The 20,240-nt window shown below is 67.2% G+C and carries 21 protein-coding genes; 12 read left to right on the forward strand and 9 right to left on the reverse strand.

What is annotated here, in order from left to right; all coding sequences use genetic code 11:
* Positions 1-16: 16 nt before the first annotated feature.
* Positions 17-937 (reverse strand): carbohydrate ABC transporter permease, encoded by a 921-nt coding sequence (locus K933_RS02515; RefSeq protein WP_023393106.1) that lies wholly within the window; start codon positions 935-937, stop codon positions 17-19.
* Between the two features lie 78 nt (positions 938-1,015).
* On the reverse strand, positions 1,016-1,939 hold the full coding sequence (locus tag K933_RS02520; protein WP_049947516.1) for a carbohydrate ABC transporter permease: 924 nt from the start codon (positions 1,937-1,939) through the stop codon (positions 1,016-1,018).
* Positions 1,940-2,053: 114 nt separating this feature from the next.
* On the opposite strand from K933_RS02520, the gene K933_RS02525 reads away from it, so the two are divergent.
* The 3 genes from K933_RS02525 to K933_RS02535 all read left to right on the forward strand — a co-directional run bounded on the left by K933_RS02525 (position 2,054) and on the right by K933_RS02535 (position 5,795).
* Complete coding sequence (locus K933_RS02525; RefSeq protein WP_023393108.1) at positions 2,054-3,211, forward strand: ABC transporter ATP-binding protein; 1,158 nt, start codon at positions 2,054-2,056, stop codon at positions 3,209-3,211.
* A gap of 172 nt (positions 3,212-3,383) precedes the next feature.
* Positions 3,384-4,274, forward strand: coding sequence for an NAD-dependent epimerase/dehydratase family protein (locus K933_RS02530; protein WP_023393109.1), 891 nt, complete (start codon positions 3,384-3,386; stop codon positions 4,272-4,274).
* 81 nt (positions 4,275-4,355) lie between these two features.
* Positions 4,356-5,795 (forward strand): family 4 glycosyl hydrolase, encoded by a 1,440-nt coding sequence (locus K933_RS02535; protein ID WP_023393110.1) that lies wholly within the window; start codon positions 4,356-4,358, stop codon positions 5,793-5,795.
* Positions 5,796-6,596: 801 nt separating this feature from the next.
* Here K933_RS02535 and K933_RS02540 read toward each other — a convergent pair.
* From K933_RS02540 to K933_RS02545, 3 genes are all read right to left on the reverse strand, one after another.
* Positions 6,597-7,367, reverse strand: a complete 771-nt coding sequence (locus tag K933_RS02540) for an IclR family transcriptional regulator (protein WP_023393111.1) — start codon at positions 7,365-7,367, stop codon at positions 6,597-6,599.
* Between the two features lie 233 nt (positions 7,368-7,600).
* On the reverse strand, positions 7,601-7,927 hold the full coding sequence (locus K933_RS17790) for a hypothetical protein (protein ID WP_161631401.1): 327 nt from the start codon (positions 7,925-7,927) through the stop codon (positions 7,601-7,603).
* A gap of 4 nt (positions 7,928-7,931) precedes the next feature.
* The gene (locus tag K933_RS02545) at positions 7,932-9,044 is read right to left on the reverse strand and encodes a TIGR04053 family radical SAM/SPASM domain-containing protein (RefSeq protein WP_049947518.1); all 1,113 of its coding nucleotides are present in this window, start codon (positions 9,042-9,044) and stop codon (positions 7,932-7,934) included.
* A gap of 78 nt (positions 9,045-9,122) precedes the next feature.
* Here K933_RS02545 and K933_RS02550 point away from each other — a divergent pair, with 78 nt between their 5' ends.
* Both K933_RS02550 and K933_RS02555 read left to right on the forward strand, forming a co-directional pair.
* Positions 9,123-9,497, forward strand: coding sequence for a DUF2249 domain-containing protein (locus K933_RS02550; protein WP_235063417.1), 375 nt, complete (start codon positions 9,123-9,125; stop codon positions 9,495-9,497).
* A 363-nt stretch (positions 9,498-9,860) separates the two neighbouring features.
* Positions 9,861-10,517 (forward strand): helix-turn-helix domain-containing protein, encoded by a 657-nt coding sequence (locus K933_RS02555; RefSeq protein WP_049947519.1) that lies wholly within the window; start codon positions 9,861-9,863, stop codon positions 10,515-10,517.
* A 91-nt stretch (positions 10,518-10,608) separates the two neighbouring features.
* On the opposite strand, the gene K933_RS02560 is transcribed toward K933_RS02555, so the two are convergent.
* On the reverse strand, positions 10,609-12,924 hold the full coding sequence (locus K933_RS02560) for a nitric-oxide reductase large subunit (protein ID WP_049947535.1): 2,316 nt from the start codon (positions 12,922-12,924) through the stop codon (positions 10,609-10,611).
* A gap of 157 nt (positions 12,925-13,081) precedes the next feature.
* The gene (locus K933_RS02565; protein WP_049947536.1) at positions 13,082-14,500 is read right to left on the reverse strand and encodes a hypothetical protein; all 1,419 of its coding nucleotides are present in this window, start codon (positions 14,498-14,500) and stop codon (positions 13,082-13,084) included.
* Positions 14,501-14,691: 191 nt separating this feature from the next.
* Between K933_RS02565 and K933_RS02570 the strand changes: the two genes are divergently transcribed.
* The 5 genes from K933_RS02570 (at position 14,692) to K933_RS02590 (ending at position 17,670) form a co-directional block, all read left to right on the forward strand.
* Positions 14,692-15,093, forward strand: coding sequence for a cupin domain-containing protein (locus K933_RS02570; RefSeq protein ID WP_023393117.1), 402 nt, complete (start codon positions 14,692-14,694; stop codon positions 15,091-15,093).
* A 3-nt stretch (positions 15,094-15,096) separates the two neighbouring features.
* Positions 15,097-15,417, forward strand: coding sequence for a cupin domain-containing protein (locus tag K933_RS02575; protein ID WP_023393118.1), 321 nt, complete (start codon positions 15,097-15,099; stop codon positions 15,415-15,417).
* Positions 15,418-15,581: 164 nt separating this feature from the next.
* On the forward strand, positions 15,582-15,881 hold the full coding sequence (locus K933_RS02580; RefSeq protein ID WP_023393119.1) for an Htur_1727 family rSAM-partnered candidate RiPP: 300 nt from the start codon (positions 15,582-15,584) through the stop codon (positions 15,879-15,881).
* Entirely contained in the window at positions 15,878-17,056 is a 1,179-nt protein-coding gene (locus K933_RS02585; RefSeq protein ID WP_023393120.1) for a TIGR04347 family pseudo-SAM/SPASM protein, read from the forward strand. Before K933_RS02580 ends, K933_RS02585 begins: the two co-directional genes overlap by 4 nt.
* Before the next feature lie 62 nt (positions 17,057-17,118).
* Positions 17,119-17,670 (forward strand): hypothetical protein, encoded by a 552-nt coding sequence (locus K933_RS02590; protein WP_023393121.1) that lies wholly within the window; start codon positions 17,119-17,121, stop codon positions 17,668-17,670.
* Between the two features lie 108 nt (positions 17,671-17,778).
* On the opposite strand, the gene K933_RS18555 is transcribed toward K933_RS02590, so the two are convergent.
* Both K933_RS18555 and K933_RS02595 read right to left on the reverse strand, forming a co-directional pair.
* Positions 17,779-17,940 (reverse strand): DUF7560 family zinc ribbon protein, encoded by a 162-nt coding sequence (locus K933_RS18555; RefSeq protein WP_023393122.1) that lies wholly within the window; start codon positions 17,938-17,940, stop codon positions 17,779-17,781.
* A gap of 111 nt (positions 17,941-18,051) precedes the next feature.
* A complete protein-coding gene (locus K933_RS02595; RefSeq protein ID WP_049947537.1) occupies positions 18,052-18,690 on the reverse strand; it encodes a helix-turn-helix domain-containing protein in 639 nt (212 codons plus the stop codon).
* Positions 18,691-18,982: 292 nt separating this feature from the next.
* Here K933_RS02595 and K933_RS02600 point away from each other — a divergent pair, with 292 nt between their 5' ends.
* Positions 18,983-19,579 (forward strand): hypothetical protein, encoded by a 597-nt coding sequence (locus K933_RS02600; RefSeq protein ID WP_023393124.1) that lies wholly within the window; start codon positions 18,983-18,985, stop codon positions 19,577-19,579.
* On the forward strand, positions 19,576-20,238 hold the full coding sequence (locus K933_RS02605; protein WP_023393125.1) for a QcrA and Rieske domain-containing protein: 663 nt from the start codon (positions 19,576-19,578) through the stop codon (positions 20,236-20,238). The genes K933_RS02600 and K933_RS02605 overlap by 4 nt, the downstream gene beginning before the upstream one ends.
* Positions 20,239-20,240: the final 2 nt, after the last annotated feature.

A 20,240-nucleotide genomic window follows, 5' to 3' on the forward strand; every position in this document is an offset into this window, starting at 1 on the left:
GGGACGCGCGGGCGGATCAGGAGCCGTGCATTCCGCCGCTCGCGAGTCCCTCGACGATCTCGTTTTGAACGAGCGCGAACAACACGATCGACGGGACGGCGGTGATCGTCGCCGCGGTGATCGTGGCGCCCCAGTTGATGCTCGTCTGACTCTGGAACATGTAGAGGCCGTACGGGAGCGTCCGCGTCCCCCCGCCCTGTGAGAGCACGGAGACGAACAGGAAGTCGTTCCAGGAGGTCACGAACGTGTAAAAGCCCGCCACCGCGATACCGGGGAGCGCGAGCGGGATGATGATGTGATACAGCACCCGGAAGTGCGAACAGCCGTCGATCCGAGCGGACTCGTCGAGCGCCTTCGGGATGTCGTCGAAGAACCCCTTGAGGAACCACAGCGCGAGCGGGAGCGCCCGGATCGAGTGGGCGAGGATGATCCCGAGGTAGGTGTCGACCAGACTGTACGAGTACATCATCAGGAAGAACGGCACGATGATGAGTGCGGGCGGCAGCATCTTGGTCGCCATGAAACTCACGAGGAGCGTCGAACGGCCGGGGTAGTCGAACCGGCTCAGCGAGTACGCCCCGAGGATCCCCAAGAACAGGGTCAACGCGACCGTACTGAAGGCGATGATGGTCGAGTTGACGAACAACTGCCGGAACTGCGGGTCGGTCAACACCTGCTCGAAGTGACCCAGCGTGAAGTTCTCCCCCATCGGGATGATGATCAGTCGCTGCGCTTGGATGATCTCCCCCGACTTGATCGTCGAGAGCGCGAGCCAGACGACCGGCACCAGGAACCAGAGGAAGTAGACGAACAGCCCCCCGTACACCAACAGCGCCTTCCTGAGGCTGGTGTCCTCCCCGAAGAGCCGGTCGGTGTCGAGGTACTTGCTCGGTCCGTCGTCCGATGCCTGCCGTACGGTGGTGTTCTCACTTGCCATTGGTGTCTCCCGTCGTCGAAGTCGCCGCTCGGTTCGCCGTCGTCCGCCGGACCCGGCGTCGAACGTGTCGTGGGCACTTCATTCCGTGTTCTCCACTTTGATGTACACCGCGGTGAACAGCGTGAGGAGCGCGAGCATCACGATCCCGACCGCGGCGGCGTACCCGAGCATGTACTCGCCGAACGCCTGTTGGTAGACGTACGTCCCCAGCACCTCGGTCTGGTTGACGGGACCGCCGCCGGTCGCGATGTAGATCATCTGGAAGGAGTTGAACGCCGCGATGACCTCGGTCACGATCATCACCATCGAGATATACGAGATGTTGGGGAGGGTGATGTGGCGGAACTGCTGGACCGCGCCGGCGCCGTCGATCTTCGCCGCCTCGTAGTACTCCGGCGGTATCGACTGCATGCTCGCGAGCAACGCGATCGCGACGAACGGGGTGTCCTTCCACACCCGGAGCATCATCACCAGCGGGAGCGCGAGGTCGTAGTCGCCGAACCAGTACTTGTTCGGTCCGCCGAACTGCTGGGAGATGAGGTTGACCAGCCCGTAGTCCACCTGGAACATCCACGTCCAGATGATCACGATGACGACGGGGGGGATCACCCACGGTACCATCGAGAGGCTCCGGAGATACCCCACCCCCGGGAGGTTGTTCCGGAGCAAGAGCGCGAGGCCGAGACCGAGGACGTACATCGCGACCACCGCACCGACGGTGAAGATGATGGTGTGGACGAACGCCTGCGTGAACACCGGGTCTTCGAGCAGCGCCTCGTAGTTGGCTATCCCGACCCACGTCGACTCCTCCGGACTGAGAAACGAGCGCTGGTGGAAGCTCATCCAGACCGCTCGGACGGTCGGATAGACGATGATGAGGAGCATCAGAAGCGTCGCCGGGATCACGAGGCCGTAGCCGACCCACGTTTCCCGGGAGTACCAGTCGGCCTCCCGGGAGAACCGAGTTACTCTGTCTTTCAGTGTCGCTTCTGTAGACGCCATCGGTGTGGCTGTCTCACATGGTACAGTTAAATCCTTCGCAAATGCGACGGTCGATAATGTGGGTCTCGGGGAGGCAAAGTATTTTATAATGTATTATACTCATGTACACCCGAGATGGCCGACCTGCACATCGAGAACCTCACGAAGGTGTACAACGTCCACTCCGACCCCGTCGTCGGGGTCGACGACGTGAATATCGAACTCGACGAGGGGAACTTCCTCGTCCTCGTGGGGCCATCCGGCTGCGGGAAATCGACCACGCTCCGAACCGTCGCGGGGTTGGAGTCCGCGACCGAGGGGAACATCCGGATCGGCGGCGAGGTGGTCAACAACCAGAAGCCCAAGGACAGGGACATCGCGATGGTGTTCCAGAACTACGCGCTGTACCCCCACATGACCGCACGCCAGAACATGGGGTTCGGGCTGAAGATGATGACCGACCTCTCGAAGTCGGAGGTCGACGAGCGCGTCGAAGACGTCGCGGAGACGATGGGGATTCGAGACCTCTTGGAGGATAAACCGGACGAGCTCTCGGGGGGCCAACAACAGCGGGTCGCGCTCGGGCGCGCGATCGTCCGCGAACCGCAGGTGTTCCTCCTCGACGAACCGCTGTCGAACCTCGACGCCAAACTCCGCGCCCACATGCGCACGGAGATCAAGGAACTCCAACAGAAGCTCGATATCACGACGGTGTACGTCACCCACGACCAGACCGAAGCGATGACCATGGGGGACAAGATAGCCGTGTTGAACAACGGCGAACTCCAACAGCTCGGCTCGCCGCTGGAGTGTTACCACCAGCCGGCGAACCGATTCGTCGCCGGGTTCATCGGCGAACCGTCGATGAACTTCTTCGACGTCGAATACGAGGGCGGGCGGCTCGTCAACGAGTCGCTCGACTACCCACTCTCCGACTCCCTTCAGTCGGATATCGGGAACGCGGACCGCCTCGTGCTCGGGATCCGCCCCGAGGACGCCGTCGTCGCGAATGCCCCCGACGACCACTCCGTCGTGGGGTCGGTGACCGTCGTCGAACCGCTCGGCTCGGTCAACTACGTTCACACCGACGTCGAAGGCGAAGAGCAGATCATCGAGGTCGACGGGAATCAGTACGCGGACGAGGGGCAACGGATCGCCATCCGTCTGCCCGAAGAGAACATCCACCTCTTCGACGCGGACACCGGTGACGCGCTCCACAATCCCGACGTCACCGACGAGACTATCGGCCACTCGGAGTTCGAGGGAGGGTTCGGGGAAGCCACGAGCGATTGAGTCGTCACATTGCGGTCGGCCGTTCCACCTCACCCCCTTCGTCGATCCTGCCCGACCCCACCCGAGCGGACCATCTCCAGTCCGGCGGCGACAGCCGACGGACGGCTCGTGTCGCATCACGTACCCGACCGGTTACACTTATCACACTCGTCGTCCAACTCCCGTCCGTCTCATGAGCGACGTGTTAGTGACGGGCGGCCTCGGTCGGCTCGGCCGGTGGACGGTGGACTACCTTCTCGACGCTGGCTGGACGGTGACGTGCGTCGACGTCGACCACCCCGGGTTCGGCCGGTCGACCCGACCGGGAGTGGAGTTCCGCGCGGTCGACCTGACGAACCCGGGCGAGACGCGCGAAGTGATCGAACAGACCGACCCCGAGTGGGTGGTGCACCTCGCGGCCATCCCCAACCCCGAAGTGTACGCCGGCTCCCACGTCCTCGAGAACAACGTCATGAGTACGTACACCGTCCTGACGAGCGCTGGCCGCGAGGGGGTGCCGGTCACGTGGGCGTCGAGCGAGTCGGCCTACGGGTTCCCGTTCGCGGCCGAGCCTCGCCTCCCCGATTACCTCCCCATCGACGAGGCACACCCCCTACGGCCGGAGGACCCCTACGGCACCTCGAAGATCCTCGGGGAGGACCTCGCGGAGATGGTCGTTCGGAAGTTCGAGGTTCCGGTCGTCTCACTCCGGATATCGAACGTCCAGTACCCCGGGAACTACGGCGTGGTCGACCACCAGTCCGACCTCGCGGCGGGCGTCGGCAACTTCTGGTCGTACGTCGACGGTCGGGACGTCGCGTCCGCGGTCGAAGCCACGTTCGACGCCGGCCTCGACGGCCACGAACCGGTCGTCGTCGCGGCCGACGACAACTATCTCGACCGGCCGACCGTCGAGGCGGTCGAGGAGATGTTCGGCGACCTCCCCGAGCGGTGTGACCTCGACGGCGAACAGTCCGCCCTCTCGAACGCGAAGGCGGCCGACCGGCTCGGCTGGACGCCGTCCCACACGTGGCGGTCGGCGGCGAACGAAGCGGTCGCCGGACCGACGCTCGTCACCGACTGAGACCCGAACGGAGTGGCCCGAAGTCGCGGAGATTCCCTCCGCTTTCGGAGTTTGTTTACTCCGAAGCCGTGTCTCGTCTCCATGGCAGTCAGCGAAGCGAAACGTGGTGAGAGGGTCGACTCCGACGACATGACTATCGCCTACGTGGGCGGGGGGAGCCGCGAGTGGCTACCGAACCTCGCGCAGGACCTCGCGCTCGCCGATCTCGACGGGACGATCCGGCTGTACGACGTGAACCCGGAGAGCGCCGAACTCAACGCCGACTTCGGCAACTGGGTCCAGGACCGCGAGAAGGCGACCGCCGGCTGGACGTACGAGGCGACGGGGGACCTCGACGACGCGCTCGACGGTGCGGACGTGGTGCTCCTCTCGACGCAGTACGACCCGATGGAGACGTTCGTCCACGACCTCGACATCACCGAGGAACACGGCATCTACCACGCGGTCGGCGCCACGATCGGACCGGGCGGCATCCTCCGCGCGATGCGAACCATGCCCGAGTACAAGCGGATCGCGGCGCGGATCCGCGAGCAGTGTCCGGACGCGTGGGTGTTCAACTTCACCAACCCCGTCCACTTCGTCACCCGAGCGCTGTACGACGAGTACCCCGACATCAACGCGGTCGGACTGTGTCACGAGGTGGTTCACGCGCGTCAGCGGCTCGCCGAACTCGCGAGCGAGCATCTCGACGTGGACGCCGCCCGCGAGGACATCTCGGTCAACGTCAAGGGGATCAACCACTTCACGTGGATCGACGAGGCGTACTGCGACGGTACCGACCTCTGGCCGCTCATCGAGGAACTCGCGGACGACGAGGAGGGCAATCGGACGTTCACGCCCGAGGATCTCGAAGACGAGAGCCCGTTCAACGACGAGTGGCAGGTGTCGTGGGAACTGTTCCGCCGCTTCGGCGCGTTGCCGTTCGCGGGCGACCGTCACATCGTCGAGTACGCCACTTGGTTCCTCAACGGCGGCAAGGAGGGGCTCAACCGGTGGGGCGTCAAGCGCACCGGGAGCGACTTCCGTGCGAAACACTGGGACCCCGCCGAATCCGAACAGACCACGGACGTCACGGCGTGGATGGACGGCGAGGAACCGTTCGAACTCGAGGCGTCGGGCGAGGCGTTCATCGACATCCTCGAAGCGCTTTCGGGCGGCGAGCGGTTCGTCACCAACGTCAACATGCCCAACCGGGGGCAAGTCGAGGGGGTCGAACACGACGCGGTCGTGGAGACGAACGCGGTCGTCAGCGCCGGCGAAGTCCGACCGCTCGCGGCCGGCGGCTTCCCGCGGCCGGTCAGGAGTCTCGTACAAGGACACGTCGACACCATCGAGACGGTGGTCGAGGCCGCCCGCGACGGCGACGTCGACCGGGCGTTCGAGGGGTTCCTCATCGACCCGCAGGTCCGGACGCTCCAGACCGAAGCGGCGGCGGAGCTATTCGCCGACCTCGTCGAGGCGGAGCGGGACTACCTGACCGACTGGAACCTCGACGACGCGGACGTCATAGACGACGTCTGAACCGAACCCTCTCGGTCGGGGGTCGTGGACCTTCTCTCACCCGGTGGACTCCTCTCGGAATTCGCCTTTCGGTATCGAGTGACGTGAGCCACCGGTGGGACGGTGAGGCCGACTCGACGGTGCCCGGGGTCGGCAGGGGGGAAGCGAGGTTCACGCCCGCCTCCCCGGCGAACGGAACCACTCCGTCGAAGACGGACCCCACGTTCTCTCCGTGATATCGGGCTGTGGTCGTCGAGCAGGTGGTGATGGCAACATCGGTAAAGCTCACGCGAGTTGCCACCGGAGCCTGTATATAATTATTAATATAGTTCGATACGCGTGCCGCGGTCCTCGGTGTCCACTATTAGTGGATTACACGGCGGACGCTCGACCGGGGATTACAGCGGTATCTCTGTCATCTTACACGGTCCCCGATCGGCGGGAGAGAGGCAGGAGAGTTACCATCTACCACCGATCACGAACGATCGACGGGATCGTCCGTCGACAGCGGTGTATCGAGCGATCGAAGCGACACTGGAGGTGACGCGTCCCGGATCGACTAAATCCAACGTCGGTGGATCCGCGTCTCATCTCGCCCGGTGGACGCATCCCCGCCGACGTATCAGAATTACCTACAACGTCGATCACACCCGTTCGGTACGGCGGTTCCGTTCGTAGTGTTTTTCCCAGAATCGTAGACTCGTTCGAGTATCTACCGGATACCAGGGGGAAATCACAGCGTCAAACTGCGTCTACTAAATGTGAGTGCCCGTCGTGATTGTGGATCGAGGTATTTTATACACCGTTGATATGTGTGTCTAGTTAATCGTACGTGTACTCCACTTCGACTACGTTCACGGTGCTCTGTAGTTTCTGTAACAGTTGGTCTCGAATACGGTCCGTGGTGAGGCGCTTTTTCGGTCCGGATACGGAGATGGCACCTAACGGAGTGTCGTCCGAAAGAACTGGGACGGCGACCGACCGTATCCCGTACCGGCGCTCTTCGTCCTCTAACGCGTATCCTCGCTCTTTGACGGTCTCCAACTCCTCGATCAGTTCGTCACGCTCGGACAGCGTTAGGTCGGTTCTCTGTGGGAGGCCGTGGTACTCGATAACCTTCTCGGTGTACTCCCGAGAACAGTACGCGAGGATCGCCTTCCCGAGAGCGGTACAGTGCATGTTCTCGTACTCCCCGACCTGTGCGTTGTCGTAGACCGCCTTTTCGCCCTCCGCCTGGCCGAGTATCACGCGCAAGCCGTCCTCTTCGACCCCGAGGCTCACGACCTCCTCGGTGTCGCAAGCGAGTTCGGCCGTGGGGGAGCGAGCGGCTTGGTACAGTTCCTGCGATTCTTGAATCGCGATGCCGTTCCGGAGGAATCGGAAGCTCAGCCGATACCCATCCGGTTCTTTGACCGTGTATCCGGCCGACTCGAGCGTCTTCAGATGTACGTGAGCCGTACTGGTAGCGAGATCGAGGGCGTCGGCGACCTCGGCGATCCGCATACAGCCGGAGCCGTAGAGCGTGTCGACGACCGCGAACGCTCGTTCGACGGACTTGATTCGTTTGGCTCCCTCGGTAGTGTCCTCAATCACGATCCTGATCGTCCCTACGAGCGCCTCCGCAAAATACCACCCCCGAGTAGCGTCCGGATATCGAGCCGACCCCGCAGTGAGTGGCGGAATCGCCGAGACCGCCGATAACGCGGCTCGTAATCCCTGTGAGGGTAGAACCGAGCTTTTACGACCGGACGTTCGAGTGGGTCCACAGTCGGTCGCACGGCCGGACGAACCCCCGAGCCGCCGTGAATTTCGACGTATCTACCGAATCAACCCGGCGAATCCAGATCGAATAGCTTGACCACCGTCGCCACCACCTCCTCGGTACGTCGGCTCTCGTCTACTAACGCCGCTTCCGAGGGGGAGAGTACCTCCTCGACGATCGCCGTCGCCATCCGTTCGACGGTTCGCCGTTGACGGGCCGTGAGTTGCCCACGCGCTTCGAGGCGATCCATCGCCGTCCGTACCTCCCGTCGTTTCACCGCCCGTCGCCGTCTCCGGAGCGCTCGTCGTACCGTCTCGGCGCTCCGTTCGTCCGCACCGTCGCCCACATCGTCTCCCGTCGACAGGGGTACGGTCACGTCGGGGTCCGTCACGGGTTCAATCGGCGGTCGACGATCCCCGATCGGTGAACGACTGTTCCGGGAGCGGACCGTCGTACTCCTCGGGGACGTAGTCGCAGAGGGGGTCGGAGGCGAGCGGGTCCCCACTGTACGCGAACGCCCGCGAGCGACTTCCGCCACAGAGGTGGCGAAACTCGCAGGCACCACACTTCCCCCGGAGCGAATCGGGGCTACGTAATGATTCGAATAGGTCGGTGTTCCGATACAGATCGACGATCGACCGCTCTCCGACGTTCCCGACCGACCGGGGGAGGAATCCCGACGGGTAGACGTCGCCGACGTGGCTGACGAACGCGAACCCGTCCCCGGCGGTGATCCCGGCGCGTCGGCCGATGTCGTCGGCCGTCGGCCGGCCCGTCGTGTTTCCTCCCCGTTGGGCTGCGACACGCCTGTAGTGTGGAGCTTCGGTCGTTTTGACGCCGAACGGAGCCTCGTCCGCGACCTCCCACAGCCACTCCATCACCCGCTCGGCTCGTGCCGGCGAGATGGGGTCCAAGACGCGCCCTCGACCGACGGGGACGAGAAAGAACACGGACCACAACACCGCGCCGACATCTTCGACGACCTGTCGGATCTCGGTAAGTTCGTCCACCGTCTCGGCACACACTGTCGTGTTGACCTGGAGGGGAACCCCGGCTTGTCGAGCCGTCTCCGCCGCGGCCACCGTCCGTTCGTAACTTCCCGTCTCCTTGCGGAACGCGTCGTGTGCGGCCGCGGACCCGCCGTCGATGCTGAGCGCGACCCGTCGAAGGCCCGCGTCGGCGAGTGTTTCGATACGCTCGCGCGTGAGCGACGCCGTGCCACTCGGGGTCAGTGTCATGCGGAGGCCGGCGTCCGTGCCGTACTCGACGAGTTCGACGGCGTCCTCGCGGGCGAGTGGGTCGCCACCGGAGAGGACGACCAGTTGTCCGTCGTCGAACCGCGACGCGTCGTCGAGGAGTCGCTTCCCTTCGGCGGTGGTGAGTTCGTCCGGGTGGCGCTCGGGGTTCGCGTCCGCGCGGCAGTGTTTACAGGCTAGGTCACACGCCTGTGTGAGTTCCCACACGAGGACGAACGGTCGGCGGTCAGTATCGACGGCACTCGGGGTCATGCGCCCTCCCGTGTCTGCTGGCTGGCGGGCGAGTCTCCGGCCACCGAAACCCTCCCTCGGGGCTGATCCGGACTCGTCATGGAGGGAGATGTGAAAGCCACCGGCGAAAACGAACCGCCGAACGTGTTCGGGACAACTGTCTGGGTGGCTCCGACCAAACCCGCATCTATGGAGAGTGACGCGGAACTCGTCGCCGAATCGGCTGCCCCACGTGACCGCCCGGTAGAACGGATAGACGTCGGTGAACTCCCGCCGCCGGAACCGCTCCGAGAGACGCTCGAACGACTAGCCGAACTGGACGACGAAGCGATCCTCGTCCAGACGAACGACCGTGCCCCCCAGCACCTGTACCCGCAACTAAGCGACCGGGGCTACGAGTTCGAGACGTTCGAGCGCGGTGAATCGGTCACGACGGTCATCTGGAGCGGGAGGAACGCCGAGGAGGGCGACTGACTGCGGTTCACGCCCCCGTTTTCGGTCCGTACCGCTCGCCACGGCTTCTTTTACCGGGTCGTGCGCGAATCCTCGCCGGTCGAGGACGGCACGGAGCGACTTCGGACCGAACCCGTCGACGGGACGCGGGTTTCGTCTTCGGCCGCCGTCGAGCGTCGAGATGGCCCCTCCGAACGCTTCGCCGTCTGTCACGCGAACACAGTTGCCGCGTCGTTCGGGCGACGTTCCCCGTAGCGATCACCACCCACGTACACGGTCCTACTGACTGCGCCGCCGACGGTCGCTCCCGGACTGAAAGACGGGGAGCCGAACGTGTTCGGAGGAACTATCTACCCCGGCACCGTCGTTCCTCCGAGCGATCTAATGCCACGCGCCACTCTCACGGTAACGATCCCCGACGGGATCTGGATCGGGGACGTCACGCGAGCGCATCCTGACGCGGCCGTTCGCATCCTGTCCGCCCTCACCGGCGACGATTCCGGGGTGGGGCTCGTAGAGATCACCGCTCCCGAGTTGCAGGCACTCCTCGACGATCTCCGGGAGAACGGGTCGGTGACCGAACTCACCGTCCTCGAACGGACCGCGGAGACGGCGCTCGTCCAGTTCGAGACGACGATGCCGCTGCTCCTCCTCCCGGTGGAGGATTCGGGCGTCCCGCTGACGATGCCGTTTACCATCCAGGAGGGGGAAGCGGAGTGGGAGCTCACCGCCCCCCAACACCGCATCTCGAACCTCGGCACCCAACTGAACGAGTTCGGTATCTCGTTCACCGTCGACGAGATCCGCCAACAGATCGAACCGGAGCAGGTGCTGACCGACCGCCAACTTCGCCTCGTCCGCGCCGCCGTCGAGGAGGGGTACTACGACACCCCGCGTCGGTGTTCGCTCACCGACCTCGCCGAGACGGTCGGGCTGGCGAAGTCGACGTGTAGCGAGACGTTACACCGCGCCGAAGAGCGGGTGATGAAGCGGTTCCTCGACGAGTTCGACGAGACCGCGATCGGATCGCCGAACCCGTGACGCTCGGGCGGGCGGTCGCCAGGCCCCACCGTCTCCGACCGTCCGGTCGAACCGTCGTCGCCGTCGAGGGCGACGGGGGCGACAGAGAGCGTCAGTCGTCGCCGAGTTCGGTCCCCGCGTCCTCCTCGTCGCCGAAGAGTCGGCGCGAGACGACCGTCCCGCCCGACGTCGCAGTGGTCTCCTCGCGGCGGACGAACCGTTTTTTCACCACGTCGTAGGAGAACACCGCAGCGCCCAGGATGACGAGGACGTCCCCCGGGAGCCGCGCCCAGAACAGCCTCTGGACGAGCGGTCGGCTGTAGAAGGCGAGCGAACGCCCGGCGTCGTACCCCTGCGTGAACACCGTCTCGAGTTGGAGGAAGCCGACGGGGACGTCCCCGACGAACACCATCCAGGCGAGCCCGACGTTCAACAGCCAGAACGCGCGTTTCAGATTCGTCGGGTCCCACTCGTCGGGTTTCGTGGTGAATCGGAGGACGTACGTCGCCAGGCCGAGCGCGAGGAAGCCGAACGCGCCGAACATCGCGCCGTGGGCGTGTCCGACGGTGAGGAACGTGCCGTGCTCGAAGTAGTTGACGAGCGGGAGGTTGATGAAGAAGCCGAGCACGCCCGCGCCGACGAAGTTCCACACGCCCGACGCGACGATGAACGCGAACGGGAGGCGGTAGGGGAACGTCTCGCCGGCGGCGCTCATCGCGCGGTACTGACCGAGCGCCTCGTAGAGGATGAACACCAGCGGGATGAACTCCAGCGTGGAGAAGACGCTCCCGATGGGGACCCAGTAGTCGGGGAGACCGATCCACCAGTAGTGGTGAGACACCCCGATGACGCCCGCGCCCATCACGAACAGCGCCTCGAACATGACGGCCTTCTCGGCGCTCCGACGGGTGAGCAGGTTCATCGAGACCAGCGAGACGGCGACGATGGCGACGACGAAGAACTCGAAGGCGCCCTCGACCCACATGTGGACGACCCACCACCGCCAGAACTCCGTGACGACCATCGACGTCTTCGGCGTGTACAGCATGCTCGCCGAGAACAGCAGGCCGATCGACCCACCCGCGTACAAGATTAGGTGTGCGAGCCCGTACGGCTCCTCGCGGTCGAGCAGCGGTTTGAACCCGCGGGCGACCAGGCCGGTCCAGAGGACGAACCCCACGAGCAGACCGACCTGCCAGAGACGACCGACTTCGAGGTACTCCAGCCCCTCGTTGCCGAGGATCCACCAGAGCGCGCCGTCGAGGTAGCCCTGCGCGCCGAGCCAGACCCCGCCCAGTCCGCCGACCACGACGACGAACAGCGCGCCCAACAGGACGTGGACGTAGCGCTTCTGGTCGTCGGGTTCCTGTCCGGTCAGCAGCGGCGGGAGGAACAGGCCGATGCCGAGCCAGAGCGTCGCGATCCACAGCACCGCCAGATCGATGTGCCACGCCTTCGTGGTGGCGAACGGCATCAGTCCCATCGCGTCGACGCCCAGCGCCTCCGCGACCCCGTAGAACCCCTCGCGTTCGATGTAGTAGTGGGCTATCAGCCCGCCGAGCAGGGTCTGTACGAGAAAGAGGACCGCCGCGACCGGGACGAACCGAACGGCCGCGAACTGGCTCGGGAAGAGGTCGATCTCACTCGGGTCGGGAACGTCGACCCCGTCGGTGGTGGGTTCGGGGAGTTCGACGGCGCTGTACAGCCAGATGCCGGCGCCGCCGCCCGCGACGAGCAGTACCATCGCGACGACGCTCCACGTCAGCGCGGAGACGGGCGGGGTGTTCCCCGCGCCGGGGTTGTACGGGAACTCGTTGGTCCAGGAGGTGTCGGCGTTCGGACGGTCGACGGTCGCGAACAGCGCGGTCCAGAGCGCGAAGTCGGCGAACCGGCGCGCCTCCTCGGGCGAGTCGACGAACCCCGCGGGGATGCCGTGGTCGCGCGCGCCGCCGTGGTAGCGCTCGACGTACGCCTCGCGCACCCGCTCGTAGGCGTACGCCTCCGCGGCGGTGAGCCGGACGGTGTCGCCGAGTTCCCCGTTCGAGAGTTGGCGCTCGACCGTCGAGTTCACCGCCGCCCGCTCGGCCGGGCCGAGACCCGCGTACGCCGACCCGTAGCGCTCGCGGGCGACGTACGACCGCATGTTGGTCACCAGCCGGTCTTGGGCGTCTGCGGTGTAGTCGGCGCCGAAGTACGCGCCGTTGCCGAGGATCGACCCCTGGTTCATCAGGCCGTTGCGCTGGAAGACCGCCTTGCCCTCCGTTATCTCCGCGTTCGTAGCGAGGGTGGCCCCGTCGGGACCGACGACCCGGTCGGGGCGCTCCGGCGACTGTTGGTAGGCGAAGTACGCGCCCGCACCCATGAACACCAGGTTGAAGACGAAGACGACGAGCAGCGCCCTCGCCAGCGTGCGCCTGCGGACCTCCATCACCGACCCTCCGTTGTGTTCGCGTCGCGGAGCGGTGTTCGACTCGGTTCCGGTGTTCGCGTCGTAGTCGAGGTGTATAGCATCGTCGTCATATCGCACTTCCCGCTTTCGTCTCCGTCCCTCGCGCGTTCTCGTGTCGAAGCGTGTCGTGTCCTTGTCATACCGAACTCCCCTCCCGCGAGTCCCGGTCCACGGCGTCGCCGGCGGTTCGACGCTCGTCGGCCGTCACGCTCGGCGCGTTCGACGACCCCCGGCCGTGCCTGTACACCACCGACAGGACGTTCACGACGAAGACGACAACGCCGAGGAAGACGAGGACGCCGCCGAGCGAGACGACGGCGTCCGGGAGCCCGACCGACTCGGCGAGGACGAGTATCGAGCCCCCGACGGAGAGCGCGGCGAAGTCAGTCGCCGCGAGTCGGTCGTCGTACAGGTCCGCGACCGTCGGAACGTCTCCGAGGCCGAGTCGGTCGCTGTACCGGTGGACCCAGACGACGAACGGGACGACGTGGTACAGCGTCCCCCAGACGACGAACCCGACGACGCCGACGAACAACAGCGCGGTCGCCGAGGGGGCGCCGAACAGCGCCGCGGGGTCGAGCGGCGACGCGGCCCAGACGGGGAGCGTGAGCGCCGCCCACGACAGCATCGCGCCGGCGACGACGGCGTACCGGCGGAGCATCGCGTTCCACGGCACCGTCGCCCCGCGGAGCCGGCGCGCGAGGACGACGCCGAACGCGAACACGCTCACTGCGACCAGGAGCGCGCCGACCCGTCCGAGGGCGACGACGTCGAACAGGCGGCCGAGCGCCAGGGCGGCGACGCCGACCGGGTGTCCCACCTCCTCGATTCGGCCGAGCGCCCGGTCGACCCGGTCGAGTTCCGTCCCGGTGAACATCGTCCCGAGTTGGTAGAGCGCACCGAAGACGGTGGTCAGAACGACGCCGAACACGCCGACTGTCGCGTGTGCGGTGCGGAGCCCCGTTCGGCCGACCGGCAGCCCGCCGAGCGCCGGCCGCGCGTATCCGACCGCGAGCAACGGCCCGAGCGTCGTGACGACGACCAAGAATCCGACCGCGACCGCGAAGTGTCGCTCCGTCACGTCCCACGGCCGGGCGTCGAGGAGCGTCCGACCGACGTTGTACGCGAACGTCCAGAAGCCGGCCGCCATCGCACAGCCGAACACCGGCAGGAGCGCGTACGACTCGACGAGCAAGCAGCCGACGAACCCGAGGAGACCGACGGTCACCAGCGGGAGTTGGACGGTCGCCAGCCGCTCGGAGTGGAGCGCCCTCCCCGACCACACGGGGACGAACTGGGTCATCGCGCCCATGATAGTGACGCACACCCACCCGACCAGGAGGAGGTGGACGCGAGCCAGCCACGTCCGGCTGGGGACGACGCCGGCCGAACCGAGGACGCCGACCACCCCGCAGCCGAGGAGGAACCCCAGCCCCACGACGAAGTGGCGGAGCGGGACCGACATCGGCGGCTGTCTGTCCGTCTCGACCGCTCTCGGAATCGCGCTCATGGGCGAGTCGACGAACGCCACCACCGTCGGTGTACGCGCGAACATGTTCCCCTCGAACGGTGACCGCCGTCGGGGGTCGGTCGCCCGGCGCGAGAGCGGCCGGCCGGTCCCCCGGTCCGCGACCGCCGCGACCGAACACGTTCGCGTGAACGCTGACCCTCCCGGGTCCCGACCGTCCACTCGATGTACGGAGACCTACTCGGGCGCGCGACCGACCGACACCACGGAGGCGACAGATGCCCGCGATAGCGTTCGAGACGTACCGGTCGTACGACGACGACCGGTTCGTCGCGGAGGAGGCGTTCGGAAGCGACCGAGCCAAGGTCGTCTGCGGGTACTTCGAGCCGGGGCAGTTCATCCCGGTACACGCCCCCGACAGCGACGTCGTCGTCAGCGTCAGGTCGGGGACGGGCGTCGTCCGCGAGGGCGAGACGACCCACCGCGTCGGCCCCGGCGACGTCGTCGCCGTCGCGGCGGGGACCGCCCGTGGGGTTCGGGCGGACGACGACGGCCGACTGGAGGCGCTCCTCGTGACCGCCCCACCCCCGTCGGACGGGGACCACCGCGCCGTCCGAACGGGGCTGGAGCGGGGGGAGTTCGACCCCGACGCGGCCGACGACCGGACGGAGGAGGCGTGACCGATGGGGACGACCACGACGCGAACGGTCGACCTCTCGGCCGTCGACGGAGCGCCCCACGCGAACCTCTTCCCCGGGTCGGAGCCGAAGACGATCCGACTCACCCTGGCGGCCGGCGACCGCGTCGACCCCCACCGGCACCCGGGCCGACAGGTCGTCCTCTACCTTCTGGAGGGGGCGGTCGACCTCACCGTCGGCGACGAGACGCACTCGCTGCGAGAGGGGGACGTCGCGCGGTTCGACGGCGACCAGGATATCTCCCCGCACGCGACCGAGCGGAGCACCGCGCTCGTCGTGCTGGCACCCGCCGCGGAGGGCGGGTGAAGCGCACCTCGGCTCCGCCGCCGACGGGGAGCGACCGACCCGCGGTCCGACCGCGATAGCGAACCGGCTCGGTTCGGCCCCGAAGACGTCGAACGCCCCGCTACCCCCGCCGGCCGAACATCATCGGGGGAAACGTGGTGGGCCGACGCGCCGTTCGGAGCCGTATGGTCGAGAATCCGGACCGTCACCGAGTCGGCGACCACCCGCGAGACGCCGCCGGACGCGAGTGGGAGGTGTTCGTCCGCCCGGACGGCGCCGACCCCCTCCGACACGTCGGGAGCGTGTCGGCGCCGTCGGTCGGCGTCGCCTACGAGCAGGCGGAGACGCTGTTCGCGTGGTGCGCGGACGACGTCTGGCTCTGTCCGGCCGACGCCGTCGAGCGCTACTCGACGCACACGCTCGACGACGACGCCGAACGGGTCCCGGTCGGTCCCGACGGGGACGAGCGGCCACGCGAGTCATGATCTCGGTCAGCAAACTGCTGTGTGAACTCGACGCGGAGGGCGACGGACTCCGGTACGACGCGGCCGCAGACTCCTCGAAGCCGCAGATCTCCCGGGAGAAACAGCGCCGCCCGGTCGTGGTGTGGAACCTCACGAAGCAGTGTAACCTCTACTGCTCGCACTGCTACGCCGCGGCCGATACCGGGACCGCGCCGGGCGAACTCGGCACGGCGGAGGGGAAGCGACTCCTCGACGACCTGGCCGACTACGGCGTTCCGGTCGTCCTCTTTTCGGGCGGCGAGCCGCTGGTTCGCGACGACCTGGTCGAACTCGTCGGCTACGCCGACGACCTGGGTATCCGTCCCGTCCTCTCGACGAACGGGACGCTGATCACCCCGGAGACGGCCGCCGAGTTGCGCGACGCCGGCCTCCGGTACGCGGGCGTCTCGGTCGACGGACTGCCCGAGCGAAACGACGAGTTCCGCGGTGCCGACGGCGCCTTCGACGCCGCGGTCCGCGGGATCGGGGCGTGTCTCGACGCGGGACTCAAGACGGGGCTCCGGTACACGATCACCGAACGGAACGCGGACGACCTCCCGGGCGTCGTGGAGTTGCTCCACGACGAGGGGGTCGACCGGTTCTGCTTTTACCACCTCGACTACGGGGGACGGGGCGCGGACATCGCCGACGCGGACCTCTCGCCGGGGGCGAAACGGGACGCGGTGAGACGCGTCTGCGACCTCACCCGCGAGTACCACGACCGGGGGGCGGAGATCGAGACGCTCCTCGTCGGGAACTACGCCGACGCCGCCTACCTGGTGGAGTACGCTCGCCGCCACCTCGGCGAGGCCGTCGCCGAACGGGTGTACGACTACCTCCGACGCAACGGCGGGGACCCGGCGGGCGAACGGGTCGCCGACGTCGACTACCAGGGCAACGTCCACCCGACCCAGTTCTGGCAGGGGTACAGCCTCGGGAACGTTCGCGACAGGTCGTTCGGCGACATCTGGGACGACGAGTCGAACCCGTTGCTCCGCCGGCTTCGACACCGGTCGGAGCACCTGAACGGGCGGTGTGCGGACTGTCGGTACCGGGAGATCTGTCGCGGCGGGTCGCGCCTCCGTGCGCTGTCGGCCCACGGCGACCTGTTCGCCCCCGACCCGCAGTGTTACCTCCGGGAGGCGGAGATCGCGTAGCGTCACGTCGGCCGAACACGTTCGTCCGTACACCTACGCCGCCGGGGGAACGACCGACGGGTATGGTCGGGTTTCCCTCGCCGTTCGGCGGCGACGACGACGACGAACTGTTCGACGGGCGCGACGAGTTCGTCCCCGAGCACCTGCCGGACCCCGGACCGTTCCTGGCCGACCAGGCGGTGCTCGCGGACGAGGCTCACGTCGAGTTCCACGCGGCGACCCGGGAGATATTCGACGAACGGTCGGTGTACGACGCGACGTTCGGGTACAACCTCGCCCGACTCAACCTCGACACGCGTCACCCCGAGGCGGGCTACCGCTACGCCGAGGAGACGGCGGACGCGTCCGTCCTCCGCGCGGAGTTCACGCCGACCACGGAGTTCTGCCCGCAGAGCGGCGCGCTCACGCTCGGTGCGGCCCGGGCGTGGAACGGCCTCGCCGACCGCCACGGGTACGACCGCGTCCGCGTCCGACTCCACCCCATGCACCGCGACGCGGCGGAGATAAACGAGCGACTGGCGGCGTTCGAGTCGGCGGACGGAGCCGCCGGAGGCGGTAGTGAGACGGTGCGCGGGCGGGACGCCGCTCGGCCGTCGCCCGGCGGGGATCGGTGAGCGTCTCGCGGTCGTGTTCGGCGCCGACAGCGGTCGAGCCGCCGGCCGACCGTCGGGCGCGGTCGAACTCGAAGCCGGTCGGCGTCCCGACCGTCCGAGCGCGACCCCTCACTCCGCCACACCGGCGCCGGACGCCGAGGAGAACGTGTCCGCGCCCACCGACGCGCCACACAGGACACATCCCTCGTCGAGGATCGCCTCACGAACATCCCCGTCGACGTCCACCTCGACGGCACACTCCGGGCAGTCGAACGTGAACTGACGTGACACGGTACCCCTCGTTGAGAGCGTGACGGGCCGAGAGGGGATGGTACCACTCCCGTCATAGTGTGGGTGTTCAAGCCACCCACGCGGGGCCGGCGGCGGTCGGCGCGCCGGGACCTACCGTTCGAGGACGGAGTCGAGGAGTTTCGACTGCGCCGCCGAGAGGTGTTCGGCGAACGTCGAGCGGTTGATCCCGAGCGCCTCCGAGACGTCCGTCGCGTTCGCGTCCTTCGGGTGGTCGAAGTAGCCCATCCGGTGGGCGGTGTCGAGCACCTCCCGCTGTCGGGCGGTGAGCTCCGCCCGGTCGACGAAGACGGGGTCGCCCCCGTCGTCGGACCGGTCCGACCGGGTGAGTTGGCGGAGCGAGACGCCGCCGAACGACTCCTGGAGTTCCGAGACGATCCGTCGGACGGCGTCGAGGTCGGGGGCGAAGAACGCGACGGTGAGGACCCCCTCCTCCGCCTCCAGGTGGTGGACCGGACAGCCTTCGTCCTCGACGACCGTACACGCGCAGTCCGACGTCGACTCGGCCGCCTCGGTGAACCGGTAGACGGTCCGGTCGTCGTAGCTGAACACCTCGTTCGCCCCCCCGACGTCGGCCGCGGTGTCGGTGGTGAACTCGACCGTCACCGCGTCCCGACCCGGCGTCGCCGACCGGGTCACGGACGTGATCGGCGAGAGTTGCCGTGACTCGTCGACGACGCGGCACACCGACTCGTCGGTAACGTCCACTTCGACTCTCACTCCGTCGTCCATCGTGTGAGTGCGTTCGTCGTCGGACGGGTACACCCTCGGCCGAGTACACTCGCCCGGGAACGAGCGTCACCCATTTACGGCTCGATCGAAACCCCGGGTCGGCGTCGGGGGGTCGACTCGTCCACTTAAATGCCCCGAGTATGGTGGTTGACCGACTACCCGAACCAGCCGCGTAGGACGACGTGAGTAGTGCAATGCACCCTGTGAGCACCCAGCCGCGCGGGGACGCCTCGGAGCACGAGGGGTCGTGCGAGGCTGTCGACCGTCGACACGAGAGTTGGAGGGAGTACCGGTGAGACGGGAAGCCGTCCTCGTCGGCCTCCTCCTCGTCGCCGTCCTCCTCCCGATGTGGTACGTCGCGTTACACGGGGAGCCGCCGAGCGAGGAGATCGAGATCGACCAGAGCGTCACCGAGATGCGACCGCTCGCCGAACTCGTCGACACGCCCGAGAAACTCGCGCCGAGTCAGGTCGGCGTCGTCGTCTGGGTCGCGCTGTTCGGCCTGGTCGCGGTACTGGCGGCCGTCCACCGGTTCATGAACTCGGCCGTCCGCCCCGACGGCGGAGCCGACGGGACCGACGGCGCCGGGCGAGCGGTCGCTGACGGCGGGGGAGTCGGACTCCCCTGGTTCCGGACCGGCGACCGGTGGGTCGTCGAGTACCACGACGCGTCCGACGCGCGCGAGGGGATCCTGGCGATGGGCGGGCTGACGGTCCTCGCCATCGTCTTCGCGGCGCTGTTCACCGGCGAGTACCTCACGCTCGCGCGGACGCAGTACTTCGGCGTCTACGCGACGGGGATGTTCGTCTCGCTCGCGCTCTCGACGGTCGCCTACTACGCGTGGTTCCTCCCGCACGTCGAGGTGGCCGAACGGAGGGACCACTCGTGAGCCGGGAGCCGTGCGGGTCGGCCGACGACGGCTGTGACGGCGACTGCGGCGACTGCGCCGACGGGGGTGGCGACGGCCACCGACCCAGCATCTTCACCGACGAACGGGCGTCGGTCGCCCGCCGCGACTACGCCAAACTGCTGGCCACCGTCGGCGGGCTGACGGCCGTCGGCAGCCTCGCCGCGCCGCTGGCCGGTCTCACGCGCGTGTTCGAGCGGTCGTACACGGGACCGGTCTACTCCGACGGCATCTACCTCGTCGACGGCGAGGGGAACCGCATCGACGAGTCGGCGCTCGCGGAGGGGGAGAAGACGACCGTCTTCCCCGAGCCGCGACCGGGGATCGAGAAGGCGCCGACGCTGCTCGTCCGCCACCCTGAGGACGCCTACGGCGGGGAGACGCGGATGGAGTTCACCATCGGCGGCTACGCCGCCTACTCGAAGGTCTGTACCCACGCGGGCTGTATGGTGTCGAACGAGGAGGGCGAGACGCTGGTCTGCCCGTGTCACTTCGGCAAGTTCGACCCGACGGCCGGCGCGCGGGTGGTCGGCGGGCCGCCGCCTCGCGCGCTACCGCAGTTGCCGATCACGCTGTCGAGCGAGGGCTACCTCATGGCGACGGGCGACTTCGAAGCCACGGTCGGCCCGGGGGGTGGCTGACC

The sequence above is a fragment of the Candidatus Halobonum tyrrellensis G22 genome (assembly GCF_000495475.1).
Lineage (GTDB): Archaea > Halobacteriota > Halobacteria > Halobacteriales > Haloferacaceae > Halobonum > Halobonum tyrrellense.